22 protein-coding genes are annotated in these 24,392 nt (G+C 66.4%); 10 read left to right on the plus strand and 12 right to left on the minus strand.

Going from position 1 to position 24,392, the window contains the following annotated elements; all coding sequences use genetic code 11:
- The coding region (gene mfd, locus AC5RV2_RS05335; protein WP_494091505.1) for a transcription-repair coupling factor at window positions 1-3,230 on the plus strand (3,230 nt) is incomplete at its 5' end.
- Between the two features lie 13 nt (window positions 3,231-3,243).
- Here the strand turns inward: mfd and AC5RV2_RS05340 are convergent.
- A complete protein-coding gene (locus AC5RV2_RS05340) occupies window positions 3,244-5,049 on the minus strand; it encodes an ABC transporter ATP-binding protein (RefSeq protein ID WP_494091506.1) in 1,806 nt (601 codons plus the stop codon).
- A gap of 95 nt (window positions 5,050-5,144) precedes the next feature.
- Here AC5RV2_RS05340 and AC5RV2_RS05345 point away from each other — a divergent pair, with 95 nt between their 5' ends.
- A complete protein-coding gene (locus AC5RV2_RS05345) occupies window positions 5,145-5,561 on the plus strand; it encodes a MarR family winged helix-turn-helix transcriptional regulator (RefSeq protein WP_494091507.1) in 417 nt (138 codons plus the stop codon).
- Between the two features lie 7 nt (window positions 5,562-5,568).
- Here AC5RV2_RS05345 and AC5RV2_RS05350 read toward each other — a convergent pair whose 3' ends face one another.
- Window positions 5,569-5,835, minus strand: coding sequence for a hypothetical protein (locus AC5RV2_RS05350; protein ID WP_494091508.1), 267 nt, complete (start codon window positions 5,833-5,835; stop codon window positions 5,569-5,571).
- 315 nt (window positions 5,836-6,150) lie between these two features.
- Between AC5RV2_RS05350 and AC5RV2_RS05355 the strand changes: the two genes are divergently transcribed.
- Window positions 6,151-6,615, plus strand: coding sequence for a hypothetical protein (locus tag AC5RV2_RS05355; RefSeq protein WP_494091509.1), 465 nt, complete (start codon window positions 6,151-6,153; stop codon window positions 6,613-6,615).
- Here the strand turns inward: AC5RV2_RS05355 and AC5RV2_RS05360 are convergent.
- Window positions 6,582-7,421, minus strand: a complete 840-nt coding sequence (locus tag AC5RV2_RS05360; protein WP_494091510.1) for a response regulator transcription factor — start codon at window positions 7,419-7,421, stop codon at window positions 6,582-6,584. The two genes, AC5RV2_RS05355 and AC5RV2_RS05360, sit on opposite strands and share 34 nt — an antisense overlap.
- Before the next feature lie 371 nt (window positions 7,422-7,792).
- On the opposite strand from AC5RV2_RS05360, the gene AC5RV2_RS05365 reads away from it, so the two are divergent.
- The 6 genes from AC5RV2_RS05365 to AC5RV2_RS05390 all read left to right on the plus strand — a co-directional run bounded on the left by AC5RV2_RS05365 (window position 7,793) and on the right by AC5RV2_RS05390 (window position 11,994).
- Complete coding sequence (locus tag AC5RV2_RS05365) at window positions 7,793-8,332, plus strand: alternate-type signal peptide domain-containing protein (protein WP_494091511.1); 540 nt, start codon at window positions 7,793-7,795, stop codon at window positions 8,330-8,332.
- A 79-nt stretch (window positions 8,333-8,411) separates the two neighbouring features.
- Entirely contained in the window at window positions 8,412-8,987 is a 576-nt protein-coding gene (locus AC5RV2_RS05370) for a hypothetical protein (protein ID WP_494091512.1), read from the plus strand.
- An 11-nt stretch (window positions 8,988-8,998) separates the two neighbouring features.
- Window positions 8,999-9,682 (plus strand): signal peptidase I, encoded by a 684-nt coding sequence (locus AC5RV2_RS05375; protein WP_494091513.1) that lies wholly within the window; start codon window positions 8,999-9,001, stop codon window positions 9,680-9,682.
- Between the two features lies 1 nt (window position 9,683).
- Complete coding sequence (locus AC5RV2_RS05380; RefSeq protein ID WP_494091514.1) at window positions 9,684-10,589, plus strand: hypothetical protein; 906 nt, start codon at window positions 9,684-9,686, stop codon at window positions 10,587-10,589.
- Window positions 10,586-11,569, plus strand: a complete 984-nt coding sequence (locus AC5RV2_RS05385) for a hypothetical protein (protein WP_494091515.1) — start codon at window positions 10,586-10,588, stop codon at window positions 11,567-11,569. The genes AC5RV2_RS05380 and AC5RV2_RS05385 overlap by 4 nt, the downstream gene beginning before the upstream one ends.
- Before the next feature lie 173 nt (window positions 11,570-11,742).
- Window positions 11,743-11,994 (plus strand): SHOCT domain-containing protein, encoded by a 252-nt coding sequence (locus AC5RV2_RS05390; RefSeq protein WP_494001353.1) that lies wholly within the window; start codon window positions 11,743-11,745, stop codon window positions 11,992-11,994.
- 84 nt (window positions 11,995-12,078) lie between these two features.
- Here AC5RV2_RS05390 and AC5RV2_RS05395 read toward each other — a convergent pair whose 3' ends face one another.
- The 3 genes from AC5RV2_RS05395 to AC5RV2_RS05405 all read right to left on the minus strand — a co-directional run bounded on the left by AC5RV2_RS05395 (window position 12,079) and on the right by AC5RV2_RS05405 (window position 16,101).
- Window positions 12,079-14,115, minus strand: coding sequence for a M1 family aminopeptidase (locus AC5RV2_RS05395; RefSeq protein ID WP_494091516.1), 2,037 nt, complete (start codon window positions 14,113-14,115; stop codon window positions 12,079-12,081).
- 179 nt (window positions 14,116-14,294) lie between these two features.
- On the minus strand, window positions 14,295-15,608 hold the full coding sequence (locus AC5RV2_RS05400; protein WP_494091517.1) for a UDP-glucose dehydrogenase family protein: 1,314 nt from the start codon (window positions 15,606-15,608) through the stop codon (window positions 14,295-14,297).
- Between the two features lie 49 nt (window positions 15,609-15,657).
- The gene (locus AC5RV2_RS05405; RefSeq protein ID WP_494091518.1) at window positions 15,658-16,101 is read right to left on the minus strand and encodes a VanZ family protein; all 444 of its coding nucleotides are present in this window, start codon (window positions 16,099-16,101) and stop codon (window positions 15,658-15,660) included.
- Window positions 16,102-16,388: 287 nt separating this feature from the next.
- On the opposite strand from AC5RV2_RS05405, the gene AC5RV2_RS05410 reads away from it, so the two are divergent.
- Window positions 16,389-17,903 carry a M28 family peptidase gene (locus tag AC5RV2_RS05410; RefSeq protein WP_494091519.1) on the plus strand — a complete coding sequence of 505 codons (1,515 nt, stop codon included), beginning with the start codon at window positions 16,389-16,391 and terminating at the stop codon, window positions 17,901-17,903.
- 44 nt (window positions 17,904-17,947) lie between these two features.
- Here AC5RV2_RS05410 and AC5RV2_RS05415 read toward each other — a convergent pair whose 3' ends face one another.
- From AC5RV2_RS05415 to AC5RV2_RS05440, 6 genes are all read right to left on the minus strand, one after another.
- On the minus strand, window positions 17,948-19,552 hold the full coding sequence (locus tag AC5RV2_RS05415) for a sensor histidine kinase (protein ID WP_494091520.1): 1,605 nt from the start codon (window positions 19,550-19,552) through the stop codon (window positions 17,948-17,950).
- Between the two features lie 409 nt (window positions 19,553-19,961).
- Entirely contained in the window at window positions 19,962-20,189 is a 228-nt protein-coding gene (locus AC5RV2_RS05420; protein WP_494091521.1) for a hypothetical protein, read from the minus strand.
- 32 nt (window positions 20,190-20,221) lie between these two features.
- Window positions 20,222-20,944, minus strand: coding sequence for a deoxyribose-phosphate aldolase (gene deoC / locus AC5RV2_RS05425; protein WP_493977604.1), 723 nt, complete (start codon window positions 20,942-20,944; stop codon window positions 20,222-20,224).
- Window positions 20,945-21,065: 121 nt separating this feature from the next.
- The gene (locus tag AC5RV2_RS05430; protein WP_494091522.1) at window positions 21,066-21,290 is read right to left on the minus strand and encodes a hypothetical protein; all 225 of its coding nucleotides are present in this window, start codon (window positions 21,288-21,290) and stop codon (window positions 21,066-21,068) included.
- 153 nt (window positions 21,291-21,443) lie between these two features.
- On the minus strand, window positions 21,444-22,436 hold the full coding sequence (locus tag AC5RV2_RS05435) for a type IV toxin-antitoxin system AbiEi family antitoxin domain-containing protein (RefSeq protein ID WP_494091523.1): 993 nt from the start codon (window positions 22,434-22,436) through the stop codon (window positions 21,444-21,446).
- 366 nt (window positions 22,437-22,802) lie between these two features.
- The coding region (locus tag AC5RV2_RS05440) for a phospho-sugar mutase (protein WP_494091524.1) at window positions 22,803-24,392 on the minus strand (1,590 nt) is incomplete at its 5' end.

Consider the following 24,392-nt stretch of genomic DNA (forward strand, 5'->3'; position numbering starts at 1 on the left):
GGCTGAAGCACGACGACGGGGCGGCGCCGCTGCGGGTGGTGGTGGCGCCGGTGCGCGCGGTGCTTCAGCCGCTCGTGCAGGGGCTGGGGGATTTGCAGCCTGTCTCACTCACGGTGGGCGACGAGGTCGCCTTCCCCGACGTGGTCCGGCGGTTGTCCGAAGCCGCCTACGCCCGCGTGGACATGGTGAGCCGGCGCGGCGAGTTCGCCGTGCGCGGCGGGATCCTGGACGTCTTTTCGCCCACCGACGACCACCCCGTCCGGATCGAGTTCTTTGGCGACGAGGTCGAATCGATGCGCTGGTTCGCCGTTGCCGACCAGCGCTCCCTGGCCGGGGAGAACGTCAAGCACCCCGCCCAGCTGTACGCCCCGCCGTGCCGGGAGCTGTTGATCACGCCCTCGGTCATGAGCCGCGCCGCCAAACTGAAGGGGCAGATGCCGGCGGCGGCCGACATGCTGGAGAAGATCGCCGGGGGCGTCGCCGTCGAAGGCATGGAATCGCTGTCGCCGGTGCTGGTGGACGCCATGGTGCCGTTCATCGGGGAGCTTCCGCCCGGCTCCATCGCCGTCGTCATTGAACCGGAAAAGGTGCGCGGCCGCGCCCATGACCTCGAGACGACAAACGACGAGTTCCTGGCCGCCGCGTGGGCGACGGCTTCCGAGGGCGGGGACGCGCCGCTGGACCTGGCGCTGCAGGGGGACCTGGAGCAGGCCGGCTTCCGGTCGCTGGGGGACACCCGGGCGACGGCCGCGGAACAGCAGGTGTCGTGGTGGTCCATCACCTCGTTCAACCCCGACGACGAAACGGTGCTGGACATCGACACCCTGACCATCGCGGCCAGGGAGCCGAGGGGCTACCAGGGCGATGTGGCCGAAATGATGGAGTTCATTGGCTCCCGCGTGCGCGACCAGTGGCGTGTGGTCGTGGCGACCGAAGGTCCGGGCCCGGCCGCCCGCATGGCCGAGCTCTTCCACGATGCCCAAATCCCGGCCTCCCGCATCGAATCGCTGGAGAGCGAACCGCAGCCCGGGATCATCGAAATCACCACCGCGAGCACCGGCAAGGGGTTTGTGTTCGACGGGCTGAAGCTGGGCCTGCTGACCGAAGCCGACCTGCTGGGCCGCGCCACCGCGCGCTCCACCAAGGACATGCGCAAGATGCCGTCGCGCAGGCGCAACGCGGTGGACCCGCTGCAGCTGACCGAGGGCGACTTCGTGGTGCACGAGCAGCACGGCGTGGGAAAGTTCGTGGAACTGGTGCAGCGGTCCACCGGCGCCGGGCCCACCAAGGCGATGCGGGAGTACCTGGTGCTGGAGTACGCCGCGGCCAAGCGCGGCGCACCGGGGGACCGGCTGTTCGTGCCGACGGATCAGTTGGACCAGGTGACCCGCTATGTCGGCGGAGATGCTCCGGCGCTGTCCAAGATGGGCGGCTCCGATTGGGCCAAGACCAAGAGCCAGGCCCGCAGGGCGGTCAAGGAGATTGCCGGGGAGCTGATCCGGCTGTACTCGGCCCGGATGGCCTCCCGGGGGCACGCCTTCGGACCCGACACCCCGTGGCAGCGCGAGCTGGAAGAAGCCTTCCCCTACGTCGAAACGCCCGACCAGCTGACCACCATCAACGAGGTCAAGGCGGACATGGAGCGGGAAGTTCCGATGGACCGGCTGATCTCGGGCGACGTGGGCTACGGCAAGACCGAGATCGCGGTGCGGGCCGCGTTCAAGGCGGTCCAGGATGGCAAGCAGGTTGCCGTCCTGGTTCCCACCACCTTGCTGTCCCAGCAGCACTTCGAGACGTTCAGCGAACGCTTCTCCGGGTTCCCTGTCAGGGTCAAGGCGTTGTCCCGCTTCCAGACCGCCAAGGAAGCCAAAGACACGATGGAAGGCATCAAGAACGGCAGCATCGACGTCGTCATCGGAACGCACCGGCTGCTGTCCAAGGAGGTCCAGTTCAAGGACGTGGGCCTGGTCATCGTGGACGAGGAGCAGCGCTTCGGCGTCGAGCACAAGGAAGCGTTGAAGAAGATGCGCACCAACGTGGACGTCCTGGCCATGTCCGCGACGCCTATCCCGCGCACCCTGGAGATGTCCCTGACCGGCATCCGCGAGACCTCCACGCTGGCCACCCCGCCGGAGGAGCGCCATCCGGTGCTGACCTATGTCGGCCCGTACACCGACAAGCAGACGTCGGCGGCCATCCGGCGCGAGCTGATGCGCGAGGGTCAGGTCTTCTTCGTGCACAACCGGGTGTCGTCGATCGAGCGGCAGGCGGCGCGGATCCGGGAGCTGGTGCCCGAGGCGCGGGTGGAAGTGGCGCACGGGCAGATGAGCGAGTCACGGCTGGAGCAGATCATTGTCGACTTCTGGGAGAAGCGCTTTGACGTCCTGGTCTGCACCACCATCATCGAGACCGGGCTGGATATTTCCAACGCGAACACCCTGATCGTCGACCGGGCGGACCGGTACGGCCTTTCCCAGCTGCACCAGCTGCGCGGGCGGGTGGGCCGCGGCCGGGAACGGGCGTACGCCTATTTCCTGTTCGACGCCGAGAAACCGCTGGGCGAGGTGGCCCTCGAGCGGCTGAAAGCCGTGGCCGCCCACAACGAGCTGGGCGCCGGCATGCAGCTGGCCCTGAAGGACCTGGAGATCCGCGGCGCCGGTAACCTGCTGGGCGGGGAACAGTCCGGGCACATTGCCGGCGTCGGTTTTGATCTGTACATCCGGCTGGTCGGCGAGGCGGTGGCGGATTTCCGCGGCGAAACCGAGCAGAAGGTCGCCGAAATGAAGATCGAACTGCCCGTCAACGCCCACCTGCCGCACGACTATGTTCCGGGGGAGCGCCTGCGCCTGGAGGCCTATCGGAAGCTCGCCCAGGCAACCACACACGAAGCCATCGACGAAGTGGTGGCCGAGCTCACCGACCGCTACGGCGAGCTGCCCGAGCCCGTCCGGAATCTCGTGGCGGTGGCGCGCTTCCGGGTAGAGGCCCGCGCCGCCGGGCTGACCGACGTGGCGGTGCAGGGCAACTTCATCAAGTTCGCGCCGGCGGCGCTGCCGGAGTCCAAGGTGATGCGGCTGAACCGGATGTACCCCGGGTCGCAGGTGAAACCGGCGCTGGACTTCATCCTTGTCCCCAAGCCCAAGACCGCCCGGATCGGCGGCAAGGACCTGGCCGACCTGGCCATCCTTGAGTGGGCGCAGGGCGTCATCGACGCGGTGTTCAAGGAGTAAACGGCGCGGGTTGCTAGGCGGCCAGCGCCGCATACCGGCCGTCGGCGTCGAGCAGGGACTCGTGTGTTCCTTGTTCGACGATCCGGCCGGCCTCGAGGACGGCGATCTGGTCGGCATTCCGGACAGTCGAGAGCCGGTGGGCGATGGTGATGGTGGTGCGGCCGGCGGCCAGCCGGTCGAAGGCCTGCTGGACAGCGTGTTCGGTCTGGGTATCCAGTGCGCTGGTTGCCTCGTCCAGCACCAGCACCGGGGGATTGCGCAGCAGGGTCCGGGCGATGGCAATCCGTTGCTTCTCGCCGCCCGAGAACCGGTGCCCCCGGGACCCGACGACGGTGTCGTAACCATCCGGCAGCGCCGCGATGTGGTCGTGGATCTGGGCGTCCCGTGCGGCCTGCTCGATGTCGGCGTCGCTGGCATCCGGCTTGGCGTAGCGCAGGTTTTCCCGCACCGTGGTGTGTAGCAGGTAGGTGTCCTGGCTGACCACTCCGACAATGGCCGCCAGGTCGGCCAGGCGCAGGGCGCGGAGGTCGACGCCGTCGATGGTGACGCGACCTTTCGTCGGATCCTGCAGGCGGGCCACCAAGGCGGCCAGGCTGCTCTTCCCCGATCCGGTCGGGCCCACCAGGGCCAGGCTGGAACCGGCGGGGACGGCCAGGTTCACATGCTCGACGGCCGGTGTCTCGCTGTCCGGATAGCTGAAGCTGACGTTCTCGAAGCGGACGTGGCCGGCGACCTTCGACGGATCCACCGGGGCGGGGGAGACGGGCTCGGCGATCTCCACCGGCAGGTCCAGATATTCGAAAATCCGGGCGAAGAGCGCCAGCGAGCTGGTGACGGTGATCGTCACGTTCAGCAGTCCGAGCAACGGCCGGAAAAGGCCGCCCTGCAGCGCGGTGAACGCCACCACCGTGCCGATGCTGATGTTCCCTGCGGCCCCCGGCAGGCCGGCGGCGAAGTAGATGACGGCGGGTACGGCGGCAAAGATGATGCTCATGGTGGCCATCCGCCAGCGCCCGGCCAATTCGGAACGAAGTTCCAGGTCGGTCAGCCGCTCCGACGAGGCGGAAAACCGGGCGGCCAAGTCGCCTCCGGTGCCCAGGGTCTTGCTCAGCTGGATTCCGCTGACCGAGAGCGACTCCTCGATGGTCACATTCATGTCGGCCAGTTCCCGCTGGCGGCGGGCGGTCAGCTCCCGGCGCACCTTGGCCACCTTGCGGGTCAGCACAATGGCCGGCGGCATGACCAGCAGCGAGATCAGCGACAGCTGCCAGGACAGCGCCGCCATGGCCACTGCGGTGGCGACGACGGTGGTCAGGTTAGTGGCAATGCCTGTAGCGGTCGAGGTGACCACCGACTGCATGCCACCGATGTCGTGTGTGATGCGGGACTGGATCTCCCCGCTCCGTGTCCGCGTGAAGAAGCCGACGGACTGGCGCTGGAGGTGCGCGAAGACCTCGGTCCGCAGGCTGTGCATGACGCGTTGGCCCACCCGGGTCGCGATCCACGTTTGCAAAACACCGAACAGGGCCGTGACCGCCGCGACGGCCAGCATCCCGGCCGTCAGCCAAGCCAACAGCGGGAGCTGTTGGCGGGGCAGGGCAGTGTCGATCACCGCGCGCAGGAGGAACGGCGAGACCATGGCGGCGGCAGAGGAAGCGATGATGATGCCTGTGACGAGGGCCAGCTGTCCCCCGTATGGTCGGAACAGGGCGGCGATCCGCTTGAGCGGTACGTGCCGGGCTTGTTCTTTTTCTGCGGCCGTCGGCTCCCTTACGGGCCCGCGGCCGGCGGTTATTCCGAAGGTTTCCGTCGGAACCACCTCGATCCGTGATGAAGGGGGCAACGTGCGCCGCCCGCATTGCTGAGGTTACCTCAATATGAGGTTACAACAGGAAAACTTGGTAGCCTATTCCCGTGGCAGATGAAAGTTTACTGGACGCGTTCTGGGCCGTGTCGCGTCAACTCAGGAGGGGCGCCCGGGAGGGAATGGCCCCGCTCGGCGTCGCCCCGTCACAAGCGAGGGCGCTGCGCATGCTCCGCCAGCACGGCCCGCTGCGGTTGGGTGAACTTTCCGAGCGGCTTCGGATAGCGCCGCGATCGGCGACCGACATCGTCGATGGCTTGCAGGAGAGGGGCTGGTGCTCGCGGGAGCCTGATCCGGCGGACCGCAGGGCCACGGTGGTCGTCCTGAGCGAGGCTGGGCAGGAGATAGGACGGGCCATCCGGGAGGTCCAGGTGAGGCATGCGGAGAAGTATTTTGGCGCCCTGTCTGCAGCCGAGCGCTCCGAACTTGCTGCGCTCCTGGCCAAGCTCACGTCGGCGGAGGACTAGGGAGGGGCTACCGCAAGAACGCGAACCACACGGCGGCGACGGCAGCAAGCACGACGACGGTGCTGACTACCCAGGCGGTCCTGACCGTCTTTCGGGGTGCTTTGGAGCGTTGGGCAGCGCGGGAGGAGCCGGACTGCGGCTTCTCGATGCGAACATACTTCGTAGGACCGGCCGCCTGACCGGCCGCCGGTGCCACTACTTGGATGAGGCCGGTGCGCAACTCCCGCCGGGCGGGATACGGGTCGCCGGACGGCTTGGACACAAGCGGGATCACTGGAATCATGCCCGTCGGCGGCGCGGGCTCGGCTGCCCCCGTGCGAACGTCGCGCCGGCTCGGCAGTTGAGTGTCTTGGGCAGGATTGGGCATTACTGGCCTTTCAGCCATCAGGAACGGGTTTTGTACGCACAGACGTGGCATAGCCATCTTAGGTAGCCGGCGCGGAAATCCGGGCATCTGCCTTTGTCGTGTCGGGAAGTTCGTCGGTTCGCCACCGGTGTGAACGGCCCGCCGCCTCGTTCAGCTTTCCTTTGGCCGATCTTCGGGCTGCGCCGCCCGGCTTCCTGAGCTGCCGAGGCCAGACTGGCACCTATGAGTTTCCCTGACCAGCCCAGCCTACGGGAGGCGGCCCCTGGCCGACCGGCAGTGTCCCTCGTCCTGGCCGCCTGCGAACTGCCGGTGGTCGCGATGCCGGTGCTGCATGCCCTGGCGAGGGACCTGAGGGACGAACACGCCTGCCGCAGGTTCGTGGCCGACTACATTGACATGTGGGATGTCCGGAGGATGCGGCTTGTCCAGGCGGTCCAGGAACAGGATCTCGACAAGGTCATGGATGTTTCCCTGAGCCTCAAGACTGCCAGCAGCGTGGCCGGGGCACTGCGGCTGTCGTTTTGGGGCCAGCAGGTTCAAAGGCTGGCCACCGAAGCCGCGGAGGGAAACCGGCATGGCTTGGCGACCGCGCGGGATCTGCTGGACCCGATCGGAAGCTGCGGCGACGAGACGATGCGGCGCCTTGCTGCCGATTACCTGGCGACAGCCGAGCGGGCCATCCGATAACCGAATCCGCGAACGGTCTCCAGCCAACGGGGCGAACGCGGATCATCTCCGAGTTTGCGGCGCAGGTTGGCCATGTGGACCTCGACGGCGCGTTCGTCGGCCTCCGACACGAAGGAGCCCGTGTCAAACTCCTCAAACCGCAGGCGCCGCACCAGGTCCTGCTTGCTGCGCACGGTGCGGCCGCCGTCCATGAGGGTCAACAGCAATTCGAATTCCGTCCGGGTCAACTCCACCGCGGCCGCGTCCACGGTTACCGTACGGGTCGGATAGTCCAGCGAGAGGCCGTTGTGGTCGTACGTGCCGAGCGCAACCGCGTCGGCGGCACCGCCGTCGTTTCCTGTGGCCGGCCGATGGGCGGGGGCCGCGGGTTGCTCGGCAGAGACAGCAGTCGGTACTGCAATGGCCGCGGGAGGCTGCATTGGCAGCGGCCCGGTATTGCGGGCGCGGCGGAGCATGGCCGAAACCCGGGCACGCAGTTCAAACGGTCGGAACGGTTTGTTGATGTAGTCGTCCGCGCCTGACTTGAACCCCAACACGGTATCGATTTCGTTCGACCGCGCCGTGAGCATGAGGATGTAGGCATCGCTGAAAAGGCGGATCTGCCGTGCCGCCTCGAACCCGTCAAAGTCCGGCAGCCCCACGTCCAGGGTCACGATGCTGGGAGAGTACTTCCTCACCGCAGCTACGCCCTCCTGGCCACTTGCAGCAGCATGAACCGAAAAGCCGGATTGGGTGAGGACACTGCTGATGAGCCGCCGGATGTCTTCGTCGTCTTCTATGACGACGGCTACTTGCGGAGTGTCCATCTATCCCATTTCTTGTGTGTCTGCCTGGCGTGCAGTCGAAAGACCGGTTGAGCCGATGTGTGGGCCAGCTCTCAGGCTCTTCTTAGCTACGATGCCCTGCTCCTGTGTAACGTTCAACCCCCACACGTGGCCGGTGGTGTCTCGCAGCCGTAGAACAGTGGGTGTCCTTGTTTTGTCGTCTGCGGCGTGTTCCGTTGCTCTCCTGACTCCATGATCTTGAGGTTGGAGGTGATTCTTGAGGTTCGCCCGGCCGTCCAGCTACTAATTTCGAGAACCTTTGGCTCATGCAACCGTTCATCTTTGGTTGTGCCGATGAGAGTTGTATCAGCGGGAGGAACGTCCTACCGGGTCAGCACAGCATGAGGTCGAAGATGAACAAGATGGTTAAGGGCACTATTGCGATCGGCGCCGGCGCACTGTTGCTCCTCGGTGGCGGCGGAACGCTGGCAGCCTGGAACGCGGACCAGACCGCACAAATGGGCACGATCCAGGCCGGTAACCTCAACCTGACGGCAGGGCAGGGTATCTGGACGAGCAACCTGATGGACGCCCCCGTGGACCTCACAACCCACAGAGTCATTCCCGGCGAGACCCTGACCTACAAGCAGAACCTGGACGTTGTTCTTGAGGGCAACGCCATCAAGGCGAAACTCAGCGTGGACGGGAAAAACGGGAAGAACGTTCTCGACGCAGCCTTCGTCGATGGAACGATCAATAAGCCGGAAGTCACCCTGGCCAAGGAAGGCGTTGACCTAACCAACGTCCTCTCGAAATCGGTCGAGGGCGTCACAGCATCCGTGAGTTTCACCTTCAACGCGGACACCGCACGGAGGCAGAGCGTGAACGCGAAGTATGACTTCAGCAACGTGGCCTTCAAGCTTGAGCAGGTTACGCCCACGCCCGTGAGGTAGCGGAGACGGTTGCCTCGTTTTGACAGTCAGCAGGCCCGCTGGGAATCGGCTCCAGCCAGTGGGAGGCAGGGGGAGTTGGATGCGGCGCTTTGTGACGGCAGCGGCGCTGATGTCAGGTGCGGTTGCCCTGGGTATGCTCGCCGTTCAAGTCACTTATGCCCTCTGGAATGCGAGCGTGTCGGCCGATGCCGGCACCGTTCAGGCCGCCGACTTCGCAGTCACCCTCAGCGGGGACGACAGCCGGCCCATGGATATGACGCTGGCCAACGGTGCTCCGGCGACGCTTACATTGTCCACGAAACCAGCGGGCGCGGTGTTGCCCGGGGGCACTGTGTATGCCGGCGTCCTCATGACGAACGAGGCCAATGCCACTGCAGATTTTGCCGTTGAGGCGAAGGTGGCGGTAGCGCCGATTATCGAATCGCAGGAGCTGGGCAGATTCCTCAAAATCACGTCCGCAGCCGCTGAGGATCTCGCCTCCTGCTCGGACCCTGGCCTTTTTGGTGCCGACCCGGATGCGCTCCCTTCCTTCCGCCTGGCCAAGGGGCAAGCGCGCGCCTTTTGTTTCCAGGTGGAACTCGCCGATGACGTGCCAGCCTCCCTGGAGGGTTCGTCTACAGCGATTTCCATTCCGTTGTCTGCCGCTCAGATGTGAGAGAGAAGCCCATGGATGTTGTTCGACTGGTAGGCAGGGGACTTGCCTACCTGGCCTTCCTGACGGTCACCCTGGCAGCACTCGTGCTGGTCGTTATACCTCTGGTTACCGGGTCTCAGACATACACGGTGCTGACGAACTCCATGGCACCCAAATACGCGCCCGGCACGTTCCTGGTGGTGAAGCCTGTCCCTTTCGCAGAGCTGAGTACCGGCGACGTCATCACCTACCAGGTGGAATCCAACAGCCCCGTCGTCGTCACACACCGCGTCACCGCTATCATCACGGCGCAGACCGGTGAACGGTTGCTGGTGACCAAGGGGGATAACAACTCCCTGGAAGACGAGATGCCCGTTATGGAAGTGCAGGTTCGCGGCAAACTGTTCTATGCCGTGCCCTCGGTCGGCTTTGTTGCCAACGCCCTGGGACAAGGCGGGCGCGGCGGCCTGGTGCAGCTTGCAGCCCTCGCGCTCATTGCGTATGGCGGCTTTGCGATGATTCGCGGGCTGCGCCAGCGGAGAAAAGAAGGCGGCTCAGTCGATGTCCCCGGGCTCCCGTCCAGTCCGGCAGGAGGGGACAACGAACCGGCGACGGACGCCCGGGACGACCTCTGCGCCCGAGCCGGCACCACTGCCGTGTCGCAGGCGGAAGCGCTGCCAACCCGCCGCTCGCTCAGGGAACAGAACAGGATGTAGCGTGACCGGACGAAAGGAACGACGACCCTGGGTTTGGCGCGCCTCAGTTTCGGTCCTGTTGATCCTCTTGGTTCTGGCGCCGGCCGGTCCGGCATACGCGGGCGATGAACGTCTGCAGCTCAGCCTGGACGGACGGAATTTCGCGTCGCGGCTTCAGGCACCGTTGTTTGAAGAGAGTGCGCCGCTGGTGCCCGGTGGATCCATCACCGCCGGCCTGTGGATTCGCAACAACGGCAGCGAGGCCGGAGCGCTGACCGTGGCCGGCGTCGTCGGCGACGCCGACCTGCAGATCGCCAAGAATCTGGTCCTGCAGGTTGAGTCGGGCGAGGAACCTGCCGGTGAAGCCTCGCTGACGGGGCCGTGGTCTTGTTCCCGCATCAACACCGTCTGGATTCTGGAGGCGGGGCAGATCCTGCGCCTGGACATGACACTGCGTCTCGGCCAAGAGGCTGCGAACGAGACCCGGCTCAAGACCGCCGATGTGAATGTGGCCGTGACGTTGCAGGCGGCGGCGGGAGGACAGGCGGCCCGCGCCGCCTGCCCCGCAGGCACCGGATCCAATCCGGGCGTCCCGCCGCGGGACGGGGCAGCGGCCAATCACGCGGCCGGGCCTGGCCGTGCGGGCGCCGCCGACTCGAACGGAACCGGTACAGACACCACCGGCCCCAGCGAGCCGCACGGTCAACAGGCCCTCAACACCGCCGTGCCTGCTGATTCCGAAGACCAGGAGTTCCCGTTGCCCGGGACCGAGGCGGGTGCGCCGGCGGCTGAAACAGGGCGCGCAACTAATCCCGCCGCCTGGATCGAGGGCAATGTGTTCGCCAACAGCAGCAGATGGCTGGCGGTAGCTCTGGGACTGGTGGGAACCCTGTCCGTGGTCCTCATGAAACGAAGGAAGCGCTTTTGAGAACACCTCGCGAACCCGACGCGCCGGATTCCGCTGGAGGCCCCGGATTCCTGGTGTGGTTGAGGGCATTACCCGGTTTCGTGCCGGCCTTGGTGGCATTTTTCCTGGTCATCCTGCTCGGCGTCGGCGTGCCCGTCGCTGCGGCCAAGTGGCAGCAGACGGCCACCGCCACCCTGAACATCACGGTGGGCCCGGTGCCAGGGCCGCCGCCCGGATCCGGGGCTGCCCCTGTTGTGGCCGGCGCCCACCTGAAGCCCCGCCCCATAGGGCCGGGACGGAAATCCGCGCAATGCGTGGTGGGGAAAACCAAGGAGGAGTTGGTGAACCGCGACAAGGTCGACGTCACGTTCAGTTGGAGCCGCGCCTCGAGCTTCACGCACTACACCGTCACGCTCACCTCAAGTGATCCGCGTTACAACCACGCGGCCGACGTGAAGGGCGAATCGGTCACGTTCAGCATGCCCCGGATTCCTTCCGACCGGCTGGGCAATCCCTTCAACGGGGCCGGGACCAAAGCTCCCTATTACACGCAGTACAGCTTGCGCATCCAGCCGATGAACGGTGCTATCGCCGGCGATGCTGCCTACTTGGCGTACGAATACCAGCACTCGAACGTGGAAAACTGCTACTACGACGCCAAACAGCATCCGCCTTTGGGACCGTTGACGAGTGTGAAGCATAGCGTCAGTGCGCCCGCCGGCGACCGCAGGCACGTGTCCTTCAGCTGGAACGGATCGGCCGGGGCAACCTCTTACGAGGTGTCCCTGCAGGGCGCCAACGGCTGGGGCGCTGAAACGACGGTGCAGGCGACCAGCGCCGGCTTTGAGCTGCCGTTCTCTCAGACCGGCGGTGATTTCTTTGCAGACTACCGCTTACGGATCCAGCCCATGAACGGAACTGTTGCCGGCGATCCCGTCTACAAGACCCTGAAGTATTTCCCCTGGGGCACGACACTCCATGAGGCTGCTTCACCGGAGTAGGAATGCCCCCGGACTTCGGGATGCCGGACTGCAAAAACCCTGGAGACAGGCGGCGGTTCGGTGTACCCGTCCCTGTTGGTTGTCGGACCGGACGCGTATCCTGACCCTAGGGGAACGGAGTAGAAAAGCCGTCGTTCCGTCGTGATCGAAGGGGTGCTTTCATCATGGTAGATATGGGCTTGGCATGGCTGTTTGGGCTGCTGTTGTTGGCGATTGTGGCGTTGCTGGCGGTCCTGGTGATACGAGCGTTCATGGGGCTGAGACCGCGCGACGTGGAAGATGCTTTGGCGGCAGCAGGCGGCCAAATACAGCAGTCGCACCGGCGGAGCACCGCCCGGCAGATCCTTGACCAGAGGTTCGCGCGCGGCGAGCTGACGGCAGATGCCTACCGCGAAGGCCTGCGGGTCCTCGGCGAAGACCGCTAGCCGAAGACGGCTAGCCGGAAGACGGCAAGCCGGTCGGAGTCGCTGCCGGGTCACTCCCGATCCGCCCTGCGCGGCGCCTTGCGGCTACAGGACCCCCGGTTTCCCAGCCGTCGATACAAAGGTTTTGAAGAGTGCCCCAAGGTCTTTGCCGGTGACATCCTCGGCCAGCCTTTGAAAATCGCCCGGCTTGCCCGATCCATCCTTGACCCAGGTCTTCAGGAGCCTGAAAAAGTCTTTGTCGCCCACCCTGTCCCGCAGGGCGTGCAGCGCCATGGCGGCCCGGGTCTGGACATTGCCGGCGAAAAGTTGATCGACGCCCGGATCCGATACCCGCACCTGCCAGAAGTCGTCGTCGGCTGGGATGCCGGCGTAGAAATCGAATGTATCCTCGGCGCTGCCCAGGTTTTGCTGTTCGTTCCAGAGCCACTCGGCGTAGGTAGCAAGGCCTTGGTTGAGCCAGCTGTCCTGCCATCGCGGCGGCGGCAATTGCGAGTCGGTCCACTGATGCGCCAATTCGCGGGCGATCATGGCATCTCCGCTGGCCTCGCTGTAGAAGCCGTCCATCGGATAGACGGGCCGGCCTTGCATCTGCAGGGAATAGCCAAGGTTTTCCGAGGAGTCAATGATTCCGCCGGCGCTCTTGAGCGGATACTTGCCGAACACGGTGGACAGGAATTCTATGATGCGGGACTGCTTATCCAGCGACTGCTGGATCTTGTACGCCTGCGAAGGCGGAGCGGTCGACCCGGCCGTCCAGCCGTTCGCGTTCTCCGGACTGCCGTCCGGCGCATGCTGCGCTTCCCAACCGTCCCAGCGGTCGCCGTCGCTGTCGAAGGACGTTGACCCTTCACCTCCCGGCACCTTGATGTCCTCCACGAACACGCCGTCGTTCTGCCCCGTGATGTCGCTGGCGTAGGTGATGGACAGCTCCACGTCTTGGCCGGCGTAGTCGGCCAAGTCGAACTCCCAATGCTCCCAACCCTGGCTGGCGCCGGTGGCCGCCCACCAGCGGCCGGTGTTGCCTTCGGCACTGCAGGAACCGCCGCCGTCGTCCGTCTGGTAGTGCTTCAGGAAGGGATGCACCTGATGCCACGCGGGACAGGAATTGCCGGTGGACTCCCGCGCGTGTCCGGTGGTGTCCTTGAGCGTTGTCCAATCGTTCTTGCCGGGTGTCCTGGCCTCCACGAAGGCAAAATCCCAGCCCGGTTCGGTGTCGCGCAGCATCCAGAAAGAAAGGTCACCGCCGGCATCCGGCACCCTGACGGTGCGGGTGAGCCGCTTGTAGCTGGCATTGTCGCTCTGCGACCAGGCAAGCCCGTCGCCGTTGCGCGGCACCACCGCCTCCTTCAACACCGGATCCATCGCGTCCACGTAGCTGATGCCGCCCTTGGTGCGCTCCGCCACGTCAAAGTGTCCGACGGCGATGGTCGCCAGGTGCGGCGACAGCGGCTCGTCGGCCTTCCACGTGTAGACGGTGCGGCCGGACTCGGCCTCCCTGCCGTCCGGCAAGCCGTTGGCCACCGCCTGCCAGCCGTCGGGTACCGAGATGTTGAAGGTAAAGCCGGCACGGTCGCTGGGATGGTTGTTCACCGGAAACCAGGTTGGTGCACCCATCGGATGGCCGGTGACGAGAGCGCCGTCATCGGTATGGATGAACCCGGCCAGGCCGGGGAGGGCGAGGGTTCGGGGGGTGCCGGAGTACGCCACGACCACGGTGAAGCGGTCGCCGTTCGAGACCCCCCGGGTGGGGGTGACGGCGAGCTTGGTGCCGGTCCGGGCAAATCGTGCGTCCCGCCCGTCGACGCTGACGGAGTCAACGGTTAGGCCGTCCAGGTCCAGACTGAACGCCGAAAGGTTTTGCGTGGCCTGCGCCCTGATCGTGGCGGTGCCCTCCAACCGGTCCGCGGGCGGGTCATACAGCAGCTCCAGCCCATAGTGGGACACCTGGTAGCCGCCGTTCCCGGCGTCAGGGAAATACTCGTCATGCAAGGTGGCGGAGCCGGGTTCGAAGACGTGCCGGCCGGAATCGTGTGCCGCGGCGGCCGGGGCGGCAGGCAGGCCCAGGCCGGACACACCAACGAGCGCGGCCGCAACCAGGGCAAGACCCCTCCGAGCCATCATGCAACGTCCCCCCATCGGCCAAGGCTGCACGGACCCGTGGATATGCGGGGTCGGCGGCTTCACGCGCTGGCCATCTACATAAGATGCTCCTGTTCGGGGCCACTGTCAACGGATACGACGATGGGCCCGCACAACCTGGCTGTACGGGCCCATTCTGGAAGGCCGGACTTGGGAAAACGCTAGGGGCGGCCGATGCCCTTGAAGGCCCACCCGGCCTGGCGCCACGTTGCCGGGTCCAGCACGTTGCGTCCGTCCAGGATTTTCTTTTCGTCCACCTGGTTTCCGACGGCGACCGGGTCCAGCTCGCGGTACTCGTTCCACTCGGTCAGCAGCACGAGCGCGTGGGCGCGGGCGATAGCCGTTTTGGTATCCGGTTCATAGCTGAGTTCCGGGAAACGCTGCTTGGCGTTGGCCAACGCCTCCGGATCGGTGACGGTGACGGTGGCACCCTGCAACTGAAGTTGGGCGGCAACCGACAACGCGGGGGAATCACGGACGTCGTCGGACTGCGGCTTGAAGGCGGCTCCGAGCACGGTGATGCGTTTGCCGATCAGCGACCCGCCGCAGAGCTCTCGGGTCAGTTCCACCACGCGCGTGCGCCGGCGCATGTTGATGGCATCCACTTCACGCAGAAATGTCAGGGCCTGGTCCGCCCCGAGTTCGCCGGCACGGGCCATGAAGGCCCGGATGTCCTTGGGCAGGCAGCCGCCGCCGAAGCCGACGCCGGCGTTGAGGAATTTGCGCCCGATGCGCTCGTCCATGCCGATCGCGTCGGCCAGGGCGGTGACGTCGGCGCCGGCGGCTTCGCAGACTTCCGCCATCGCGTTGATGAAGGAGATCTTGGTGGCGAGGAAGGAGTTTGCCGCGGCCTTGACCAGTTCGGCGGTGGCATAGTCGACCACCAGCCGCGGCGTCCCGCCGGCCAGCGGCGTCGCGTAGACCTGGTCCATGGCCGCAGTGGCGGCTTCACCGGGTGCACCCGGAGGCACACCGTAGACGAAGCGGTCCGGAGTCAGCGTGTCCTTGACGGCGTGGCCTTCGCGCAGGAACTCGGGGTTCCACGCCAGGATGGCCCCAGGGGCAATGTCCCGGATTTCCTCTGCCAACCGTGATGCTGTTCCCACCGGCACGGTCGACTTGCCGACCACCACGTCGTCCGGACGCAGGTGAACGGCCAGGGACGTGAAGGCGGCATCGACATAGCGCAGGTCGGCGGCATTCTCGCCCTTTCGCTGCGGGGTGCCCACGCACACGAAGTGCACCGCGGCTCCGGCCGCGTCGGCCATCTCGGTGCTGAACGTCAGCCGGCCGGTCTGCTGAACCTCGGTGAGCAGTTCGGGCAGCCCGGGCTCGAAGAACGGGGCGCGGCCGGCCTGCAGCTCGGAGACCTTGCGTTCGTCCACGTCAATACCGACCACGTCATGGCCGAGTTTGGCCATGGCCGCGGCATGCACGGCCCCCAAGTAGCCGCAGCCGATGACGGAAATTCGCATAGTGGTCCTTTACGCGTGCCTGAGTAGAGACTACTTCGACTTTAGCGCGTTACCGGTGCCGGTTTTGCCGGAATTCCAGCCATGCATAGGCCAGCACCGTGCCGAGGGCCGCGCCCAGCGTGTTCGTCCAGACATCTTGCAGCGAGGCATAGCGGCCGGGGAGGAACTCCCGTTGCGCCCACTCCACGGCACCGGAGAGCAGGAAGGCTCCGGCGGGGGTCAACCAGCGCCACCCGGGCGGCATCAGGAGGGCGGCCAGCAGACCGAGCGGCACGAACATCAGGACATTGGCCCCGGATTCGACCAGGTTGTAGTCGATCCAGCGCGGCCCGCCTGCTTCATGCAGAGCCGCGAGAACGGCCTGGATGGTGCTGTTCGCGCCGGCATCTACCGGGGTAGGCCACAACGTTGTGACGGCGACCAGGAGGGCGTAGCCGGCCAGCAGGCAAGAATGCAGCAGGCGGGACCGCTCCCAGGACGTGCCAAGGCGCATCGGTCTTCCTCTCCCGTGTGGGCGGCCGCGCAGATGCGCGGGCGGCCGAATGCCATGGTACCGGTGCGCCACCGGTCCGGTGTCCGGCGGCTCCGGCGGGCGGCGGGAGGGTTAGCTCAGCGGCCCGGAGACCGGCAGTTTGCAAGGCTGAAATAGTTCTTTCAGGCGTTTGTGAGGGAAATCACTAGCTGGCTCTGTCGCTTTCCGGGGCCATGGGATAGCTTCCGGGCAGGATCCTGCTGCGGGGACAGCGGGATTCTTTCATCCACACCTTTGGAGGAACCAGCATGCAGACCCACAGTTTCAGGCGCGGGGCGGCCATCGCTGCCGTCACCGCATTGGCGTTAGGGACCGGGCTGCCGGCCCGCGCCGACAACGGGACAGACACCAGCACCCTGCGCAACGCGGTAACCGCCGAGAACATCGTCACCCACTTGCAGGCCCTGCAGGACGCGGCCAATGCCAACGGCGGCAACCGCGCTGCGGGCACTCCCGGCTACGAGGCATCCGCCCAATACATCGAAGCCCAGTTGTCGGCCGCCGGCTACACGCCCGTGCGGCAGGTGTTCTCCTACGAACGGTTCGTGCTTCACGGCGCAGAGTTCGAACAGGTCGCCCCAACGCCGACGGTCTACACGGCAGGGGAGGAGTTCATGGCCATGGACTACTCCGCCTCCGGTGACGTCACGGCACCGGTGACCGCGGTAGATATCAATCTCGCAGGCGACAGGGCATCCACCAGCGGCTGCGAGGCGACCGACTTCGCAAGCTTCCCCGCCGGAAACATCGCCCTGATCCAGCGCGGTACGTGCGATTTCGCCACGAAGGTTTCGAATTCCGCGGCAGCAGGCGCCGTCGGCGTGGTCATCTTCAACCAGGGCAACGGAGGCACACCGGACCGGATGGACCTGTTCGGCGGCACGCTGGGAACGCCGCAGGCCATTCCGGCCGTCAGCACCAGCTTCGATCTGGGGGCCGAGCTGGCCGGGACCGCCGGCGTGGAACTGCGGATCGCGGTGGATGCCGAGATCGTCGTGACGGAGACGTTTAACATCCTCGCCGACACGGCCGGACGCGCGGACCGCACCGTCGTCGTCGGCGCGCACCTGGATTCGGTATCCGAGGGCCCGGGCATCAACGACAATGGGTCCGGCAGCGCGGCGATCCTGGAAACGGCGCTTCAGATCGCCGCATCGGGGGACGCTCCGGAAAACCGGGTGCGGTTCGCTTTCTGGGGCGGTGAAGAGGACGGGCTGCTCGGCTCGACCTACTACGTGTCCCAGTTAAGCCAGCGTGAGATCAAGCAGCATGCGCTCAACCTGAATTTCGATATGGTCGGTTCGCCCAATGCCGTGCGCTTCGTCTATGACGGCACCGGCGACGCGTTTGGGCTCGCCGGGCCCAACGGTTCTGCCACCATCGAGCGCGTCTTCACCGAGTACTTCGCCTCGCAGGGGCTCGCCTCGGAGCCGACGGCCTTCGACGGCCGCTCGGACTACTTCGCCTTCATCACCAACGGCATCCCGGCCGGAGGCTTGTTTACCGGCGCCGAGGAGATCAAGACCGAAGAACAGGCGGCGATCTACGGCGGCACCGCCGGAGTGGCCTACGATCCCTGCTACCACGAGGCCTGCGACACGCTGGCGAACGTGGACCTGGTGGTCTTGGAGCAGATGGCCGACGCCATCGCGCACACCACGCTGACCTTCGCCGAAACGACCTCAGCGGTCAACGGCACGGCCAAGGGCAAGGGAACGGGCAGCACCAAGATGCAGTTCAAGGGGCCGCAGTCCGTTCGCTGACCCCACCGGACCGGCGCTGACTCCTACCGGACCGGCGCTGACTCCTAAGGCAGCAGCTGGCCCAGGGAGGCCGCCTCCGGGCGGCCTCCCTCTTCGCTGCGCTGCGGAATCGCGACGCTGAAGGTCGTGCCCGCTCCCAGGACGCTCGTGAAGGTCAGCGTGCCGCCGTGTGCTTCCACGATCGACTTGCTGATGGCCAGCCCCAACCCCAGCCCGGGGATGGCCGCCTGCCGCACGGAACTGGTGCGGAAGAACTTGGTGAAGATTTCAGCCTGATCCGCTTCCGACATGCCCATCCCGGTGTCGCTGACCTCCAGGAGGACGGCGCCGTCGGCCGCCAGGGTCCGCACCGTGACCCGGCCGCCGTCGGGCGAATACTTGATGGCATTGGACAGCAGGTTGTCCAGCACCTGGCCCATCCGGTTGGGATCGACCTCTGCTTCCAGCCCGTCGGCGGCGTCGATGACCAGCTCCACGCCCGCGTGTTCTGCCCGCGGCATGGCCGACGCAACGCTGGTAGCGACAAGGTCGGCCAGCACCGTACGGCGGGGCTCGATGCTCAGCGTCCCGGAGGCCGTGACGAGCAGGTCTTCCACCAGTTGCAGGAGCCGTTCGGAATTGCGCATGGCGATGCCGAGCGAAGCTGTGACGTGTTGCGGCAGCTGGTCGGCGTCCTCGAGCGCGAGGTCCAGGTAGCCCATGATCGACGTCAGGGGAGTGCGGAGCTCGTGCGAGACGCCGGCGACGAACTCTTCCTTCACCGTCAACGCGTTAACCAGGTCGGTAACGTCGCTGAAGGCCATCACGGTGCCGTCGAACTGGCCGAGGTCATCCTGCATGGGGCGTGCCGTGCACAACATGGCGCGTTGCCTGTCTCCGTCGCCGATCCACACCAGCCGGTCGGAAAAAGACTCCCCCAAGATGGCACGGCGAATGGGGCGGTCTGCGGGGACCACCGGGGTCACCCGGTCCGCTTCGAAGACCAGCAAGTCGGCCTCGTCCGGATTATCGATTCCGTGAGGCATGGCCAGCGAGCGGTCCCGCTGCTGCTGCACGTTGCTCAGGATGTCGCGGCCGTCTGCATCGGTGACGAGCACCCCCACCGCGACGGCGTTCAGGACGGTGTCCAGCCGGCGCACATGGACCTTGCTTTCTTCCAGCAAGGCGCGCAGCTCGCGGTCTTTGCGGGCCAGGGCTTGCTGCTGCGCCGTCATGCTCAATGAGAAAACGGACGCGGTAATGGAGACCCCCAGAGTCACGATGGGGATCAGGATCGGGCCAAACAGGGTTTCCGGCGTTACCGGCTCCGGGCCGGTGAACACCGGAATCCAGACGATGAGCAGCGGCGCGGCGAAGCTGATGATGCGCGCGGCGGCGGGGGCGATCTCCGACCAGGCCATCCAGAACACCGGGAAGACCGCCAACAGCCCGACGCCGTAGAGTTCCGTCCCGGCGCTTTGGTGCAGGGCCCCGATGGCGACGAAGTCCAGCAGCGGGATCACCCAGTACGACGGATAGGGCAGCCGGTCCCACGGGATGGCGGCGCCGAGGATCCACAACACGGCAATGCCGATGAGTCCGCCGGTGAATTGCGCGTTGCCCAGCAGTTGGGGGAAGAATGCGGCGGCGATCACCGCCGTCAGCGTCACGGAAATACAGAGTGGCAGATGGCTGAGGAAAACGCGTGCGCGCAGGGGCAGCTCATGGAACTGTCGGCGTCCGGTAAGCCAGGACAACAGCGGGCTTGGTGCGGCAGACATGATCGAAGGTCCCCTTACTCCGGGCAGCCCTCGTTGTCGGTTGCGTTGCGGAGCCGGGCTGGCCATGACTGGTTCAGTATGGCACGCGTGTTGGCCCGCGCCGCGGAACTGTGCGGTCTGTGACGCAAGTCGCAGCGGCGCGGGGTGGGGTGCGGCAGGCGGGTTGGCGGATCAGTCCGCTGCGCGCCGGTCCCTTCGGCTCGGGAGGGGCTTGGCCCTTAAGTACGCCGGGCGCCCGGCCAGGGAAGCAGGACCTGCCTGCCCCCTGGCTGAGCGCCCGGGATGACCCGCGAAAACGTCAGGCGTTGTGGTGGGTATCGGAACGGCCCAGGAACTGCTTGGGAATGAAGAACGCCAGCGTGAACAGGCCGAGCCCGATGGCGAAGGCCGGGATGGCGCCGATGACCGGCTCCAGGCTGAAGGCGTACAGGGAACCGAAGAAGATCAGCATGATGACCGCGAAGGTGATCAGATTGCCGACCAGGTGTCCCTCGCCCGAATGGGTGCGCTGCTTGGGGTGGGCCATGGGGTGTTTCTCCTCAATAGTGCGATGCGGCGTCAGTAGCCGCCGGCGGCTTGCTCGCCTTTAACAATAGCCACTGATGAGCTGGCGCCAATTCGTGTTGCGCCGGCCCGGAGCATGGCGCGCGCGTCGTCGACGGATCGCACGCCGCCGGAGGCCTTCACGCCCAGTCGCGTACCGACGGCGTCGCGCATCAGGGCGATGTCCTCGACGGTGGCGCCGCCACCGCTGAAACCTGTCGAAGTCTTGACGAAGTCCGCCCCGGCCTCGGCGGCGGCTTCGCAGACCATCCGCTTTTGCTCGTCGCTCAGGAAATGGGTCTCCAGGATGACTTTGAGGATGGCGCCGCCGGCGTGGACGGCTTCGGCCACCGCCGCGATGTCCTCGAAGATCGCGGCGCGGTCGTTCGCGCGGGCCGCGGCGATGTTGATCACCATGTCGATCTCGTCGGCGCCGTCCAGGGTGGCGCCGCGGGCCTCGTGTACCTTCACATCGGTGGGAGTGGCACCGAACGGGAAGCCGACGACCGCGCAGGTCTTGACCCCGGAGCCCTTGAGCGTGCTGTGGACCAACGCCGTCCAGACAGGATTGGCACACACGGCGGCAAAGCGGTACTCGACCGCCTCCTGGCAGACCTTGAGGATGTCTTCGCGGGAAGCTTCCGGCTTCAGCAGCGTGTGGTCGATGACCGAAGCGATCGACGTCGGATCGTGATAGGTCGCGCTCGGAGCGGATCCGGATGTGATGTCTTCAGACATGGCCATCCCTTTCATCTGCTGGGGTTCGAAGGAACTTCTATCCTTGCATACCGGCCAGGCGGCGACCGGACCGGCGCACCGGCCTGCACGGCCGCCGGGGCGTTGCCGGACCGGGCAGGGGTCAGTACGGGCCGCCGGTGGAGTGGCCCTCTTCCTCGGCCGCACGGCGGTGCTCCTCGAGCTTCTCCTCGGCTTCCTGCCGGCGGCGCGCGATGGCCCGGGCGTCGTCGGCAGGAATGTGCTCTTCCGAGGCCTTGTGCGCCGGCTCTTCGTCAGGGCTTTGATGCCCCGCCCCTGCGGAGCGCGGCACCTGTTCTTCGATGCCCATGGCTGCATCGTCCCACATGGCGCCAGCGTCGAAAAGGTGCGGAAGGTGATCAATCAGTGGAGGTTGCGCCGCCCGGTCGGGGCGTCCGTCAGGCCCGCACTGGCCCGGGCTATGCTCCGCTTTGAGTGCCTCGCCCGCCGAACCATTCCGGGCCGGGGTGGGCGTGTCCCGTCAGGCGGCCGGGGGATGATTTTTCAGCGCGGACGTTCTGCTGGCGGCGCGTGCCATGGCTTCGGCGAGCCGGCCCCGGAATTCGTGAGGCCGGCTGAGCTGCGCCCAGTCCACACGGATGAAGTTCCAGTGGATTTCCGATAAGGCGTTCTCTCGCTGTCGTTCCTTGAGCAGTACCTGTTCCGTCGGCCTGTAGTCGAAGTATTTGCTCCTGCCATCGAATTCCAAAATCAGCATGATGTCCTCCCACGCGAAGTCGACGCGGTGCTTGCCCAGCCTGGTGGTCAGTTCAACCTGCGGCACGGGCATCGGAATGCCGAACGTGCCCAGCAACAGCCTGGTGCGGGTTTCTCCCGGCGACTCGGCCCGGCCATCAAGCAAGGCGACGGCAGTTCGGGCGCGGCGCACTCCCGGTGAACCCGGCATCGAATCGAGGATCTCGTTGATCCGCTCGAGGTCCGCGCCGCTCCGAAGGGCGTGATCGCCGATGATGGCAGCCCGGTCAAGCTGCATGGTCCTGGCACAGTCCACAACTGTCCGTTCCAAGCTGGTGACGGGTACCGGCTCGCCGCGCGGGCCAGGCAGTGTCGTGACTTCATCGGGCGGCAAGACAAAGTGGTGCGGGCTGACGTCCGGGCTTCTGGTGTGCCGGGTGGTGGGAAACGGCTGGGTGAGATGAACGGTTGCCGGAATATCCCAGACATGCAGCCCGTGCAGCCGCGCAGCGGAGGCGTGGCTGTAGGTGCCGGCGGGACCGGTCACCAGAGAATGTGCCTGAATGCGGAGCAGATTCCGTCGCCTGGAATTGCTGGCCATCCACCGCGACCCCAGGACATACGCGCCGTGCCGAATGCGGATCAAAGCACCCTGACGAACAGCATCACGGATCAAGCGCTCGCCGGCACCGTGCTGTCGGAGTTCTCGGGCGGTCAGGACGTCATACTGCTGCGGCCAGAGCGCTGCCAGTCGAGAGTCGAGAACTTCACGGGCCATGGCACCAGTCTTAACCAGCGGCATGAAAGCGTCGCCCGCCTCACGGCCGGTTGTGGATACCGCCACTCGGAAGGAACGCTGGCGGACCGGTGGTGTTGGCTGAGCGGCTGTGTCGGTGGTCCGGGTGCCCGGGGGAGGGCCGGGATCCGTGCCCTTGGACGGGGCCGGGGTTCCCGGGTGCCACCGGGAGGGCCGGGATCCCTGCGGATGAACAGAGCCGGGGTTCCCGGGCAGGCTTCAGGGCGGCCGAAAATCGACACAGGCCCGTCGGTTAAGGCCGTTCTCGCACAGCTCGGCCGCCCCGGAGATGGGAGCACCTCCCGGTGTGAACACCGCGGTCTTCGGGCGGCGGAGGATTGCCGCCGGTTATCCGGGCACCCCGAGGGTGGCGCGGATGTCGGTCTTGATGGCCTCCAGGAGGCGGGCAGCTTCCGCGCGCTCCTCCGCCAGCCGGTCCGCGCCGGCGACCGGCCGGATGACCTCCAGGTAGCACTTGAGCTTGGGCTCCGTGCCGCTCGGGCGCACGATGACGCGGGTATCGTCCTGGCCCAGAAACAGCAGTCCGTCGGTCGGCGGCAACGCTTCGCTGCCGAGGGACAAGTCCGTGCTGGTCACCACCGGGGATCCCGCCAACGACGACGGCGGCCGCTCCCGGAGTTGGTACATCATCGTCCCCATCAGGGAGAGGTTGTCCACCCTGATGCTCAGCTGGTCCGTAGCGTGGAGCCCGTACTTCAGCGCGAGGTCATCGAGGACGTCGAAGACCGTCCGGCCCGCCGCTTTGACGTCGGCGGCGAGCTCGGCGAGCAGCAGGGCGGCGGACATCCCGTCCTTGTCCCGGACCAGATGCGGTGCCACGCAATAACCCAGGGCCTCTTCATACCCGTAGGCCAGGCCGGGGACGCGGGAAATCCACTTGAAGCCGGTCAGTGTCTCCACGTGGGCTACCCCTGCGTCGGCCGCGATCTTTCCCAGCAGCCGGGAAGACACGATCGAGTTGGCGAAGACCCGGGACGCAGCCGCGCTGGCAGCCGGTGCATCGATCGGATCGGGTGAGGCGTCCTGGTCCGCGCGCAGCCGGTCCTGGCCTTCGAAACGGGCCGCCATGTGCGCGCCGAGCAGCGCACCGGCCTCGTCGCCGCGGAGCATCCGCCACGCCCCGGTCGACGGGTCCTTGGCAGCCAGGGCCGCGCGGTCCGCGTCGGGATCATTGGCAATGACCAGGTCCGCGTCGCTCTTCGCTGCCGTCTCCAAGGCCAGGTCGATCGCTCCGGCTTCCTCCGGGTTGGGGAAGGCCACGGTCGGGAAATCGGGATCCGGCTCCGCCTGGGCGGCCACCAGCGTCACATCGGTGAATCCGGCCTGCTCAAAGACCGCCCGCATGGTGGCTCCGCCGACGCCGTGCATCGGTGTGAGCACGATCCTCAGGTCCCGCTGCGGGAACAGCCGCGGGTCGGCCAGCGCCGTGACCGCGGCGACGTAGTCTTCGGCGATGCCGTCCGGCAGGACGTTCCAGCCATCCTCGGCCAGTGGGATGGTGTTCAGCGGCGGGGCGTAGTTAATCCGGGCGGCGATTTCGGCGTCGTAGGGTGCCACAATCTGCGCTCCGCGGCCGCCTTCGTCGACGGCACGTCCGCCCAAATAGACCTTGTATCCGTTGTCGTGCGCGGGATTGTGGCTGGCGGTGACCATCACGCCCGCTTCGCAGCCCAGCGCCCGAACGGCGTACGCAAGCACCGGCGTTGGCAGGGCGGAAGGCATCAGGAACGTTTCGATGCCGGCAGCGGTGAAGACGGCGGCGGACTCGGCGGCGAAGACATCCGAGTTCCGGCGTGCGTCGTAGCCGATCACGGCGCGCGGCGCATAGGCGCCGGCGGCGGTGTCCAGCAGGAAGCGGGCCAGGCCGGCGGCCGTCCGGCGCACCACTACGCGGTTCATCCGGAAGGGCCCGGCGCC

This window comes from Arthrobacter sp. Y3225116 (assembly GCF_059091245.1).

Coding starts and splice junctions, on each gene's coding strand:
- AC5RV2_RS05355 (WP_494091509.1), top strand. CDS start 6,151: ATGAGTTTCCCTGACCAGCCCAGCCTACGGGAGGCGGCCCCTGGCCGA.
- AC5RV2_RS05360 (WP_494091510.1), bottom strand. CDS start 7,421: ATGGACACTCCGCAAGTAGCCGTCGTCATAGAAGACGACGAAGACATC.
- AC5RV2_RS05365 (WP_494091511.1), top strand. CDS start 7,793: ATGAACAAGATGGTTAAGGGCACTATTGCGATCGGCGCCGGCGCACTG.
- AC5RV2_RS05370 (WP_494091512.1), top strand. CDS start 8,412: ATGCGGCGCTTTGTGACGGCAGCGGCGCTGATGTCAGGTGCGGTTGCC.
- AC5RV2_RS05375 (WP_494091513.1), top strand. CDS start 8,999: ATGGATGTTGTTCGACTGGTAGGCAGGGGACTTGCCTACCTGGCCTTC.
- AC5RV2_RS05390 (WP_494001353.1), top strand. CDS start 11,743: ATGGGCTTGGCATGGCTGTTTGGGCTGCTGTTGTTGGCGATTGTGGCG.
- AC5RV2_RS05395 (WP_494091516.1), bottom strand. CDS start 14,115: ATGATGGCTCGGAGGGGTCTTGCCCTGGTTGCGGCCGCGCTCGTTGGT.
- AC5RV2_RS05400 (WP_494091517.1), bottom strand. CDS start 15,608: ATGCGAATTTCCGTCATCGGCTGCGGCTACTTGGGGGCCGTGCATGCC.
- AC5RV2_RS05405 (WP_494091518.1), bottom strand. CDS start 16,101: ATGCGCCTTGGCACGTCCTGGGAGCGGTCCCGCCTGCTGCATTCTTGC.
- AC5RV2_RS05410 (WP_494091519.1), top strand. CDS start 16,389: ATGCAGACCCACAGTTTCAGGCGCGGGGCGGCCATCGCTGCCGTCACC.
- AC5RV2_RS05420 (WP_494091521.1), bottom strand. CDS start 20,189: ATGGCCCACCCCAAGCAGCGCACCCATTCGGGCGAGGGACACCTGGTC.
- deoC (WP_493977604.1), bottom strand. CDS start 20,944: ATGTCTGAAGACATCACATCCGGATCCGCTCCGAGCGCGACCTATCAC.
- AC5RV2_RS05430 (WP_494091522.1), bottom strand. CDS start 21,290: ATGTGGGACGATGCAGCCATGGGCATCGAAGAACAGGTGCCGCGCTCC.
- AC5RV2_RS05435 (WP_494091523.1), bottom strand. CDS start 22,436: ATGGCCCGTGAAGTTCTCGACTCTCGACTGGCAGCGCTCTGGCCGCAG.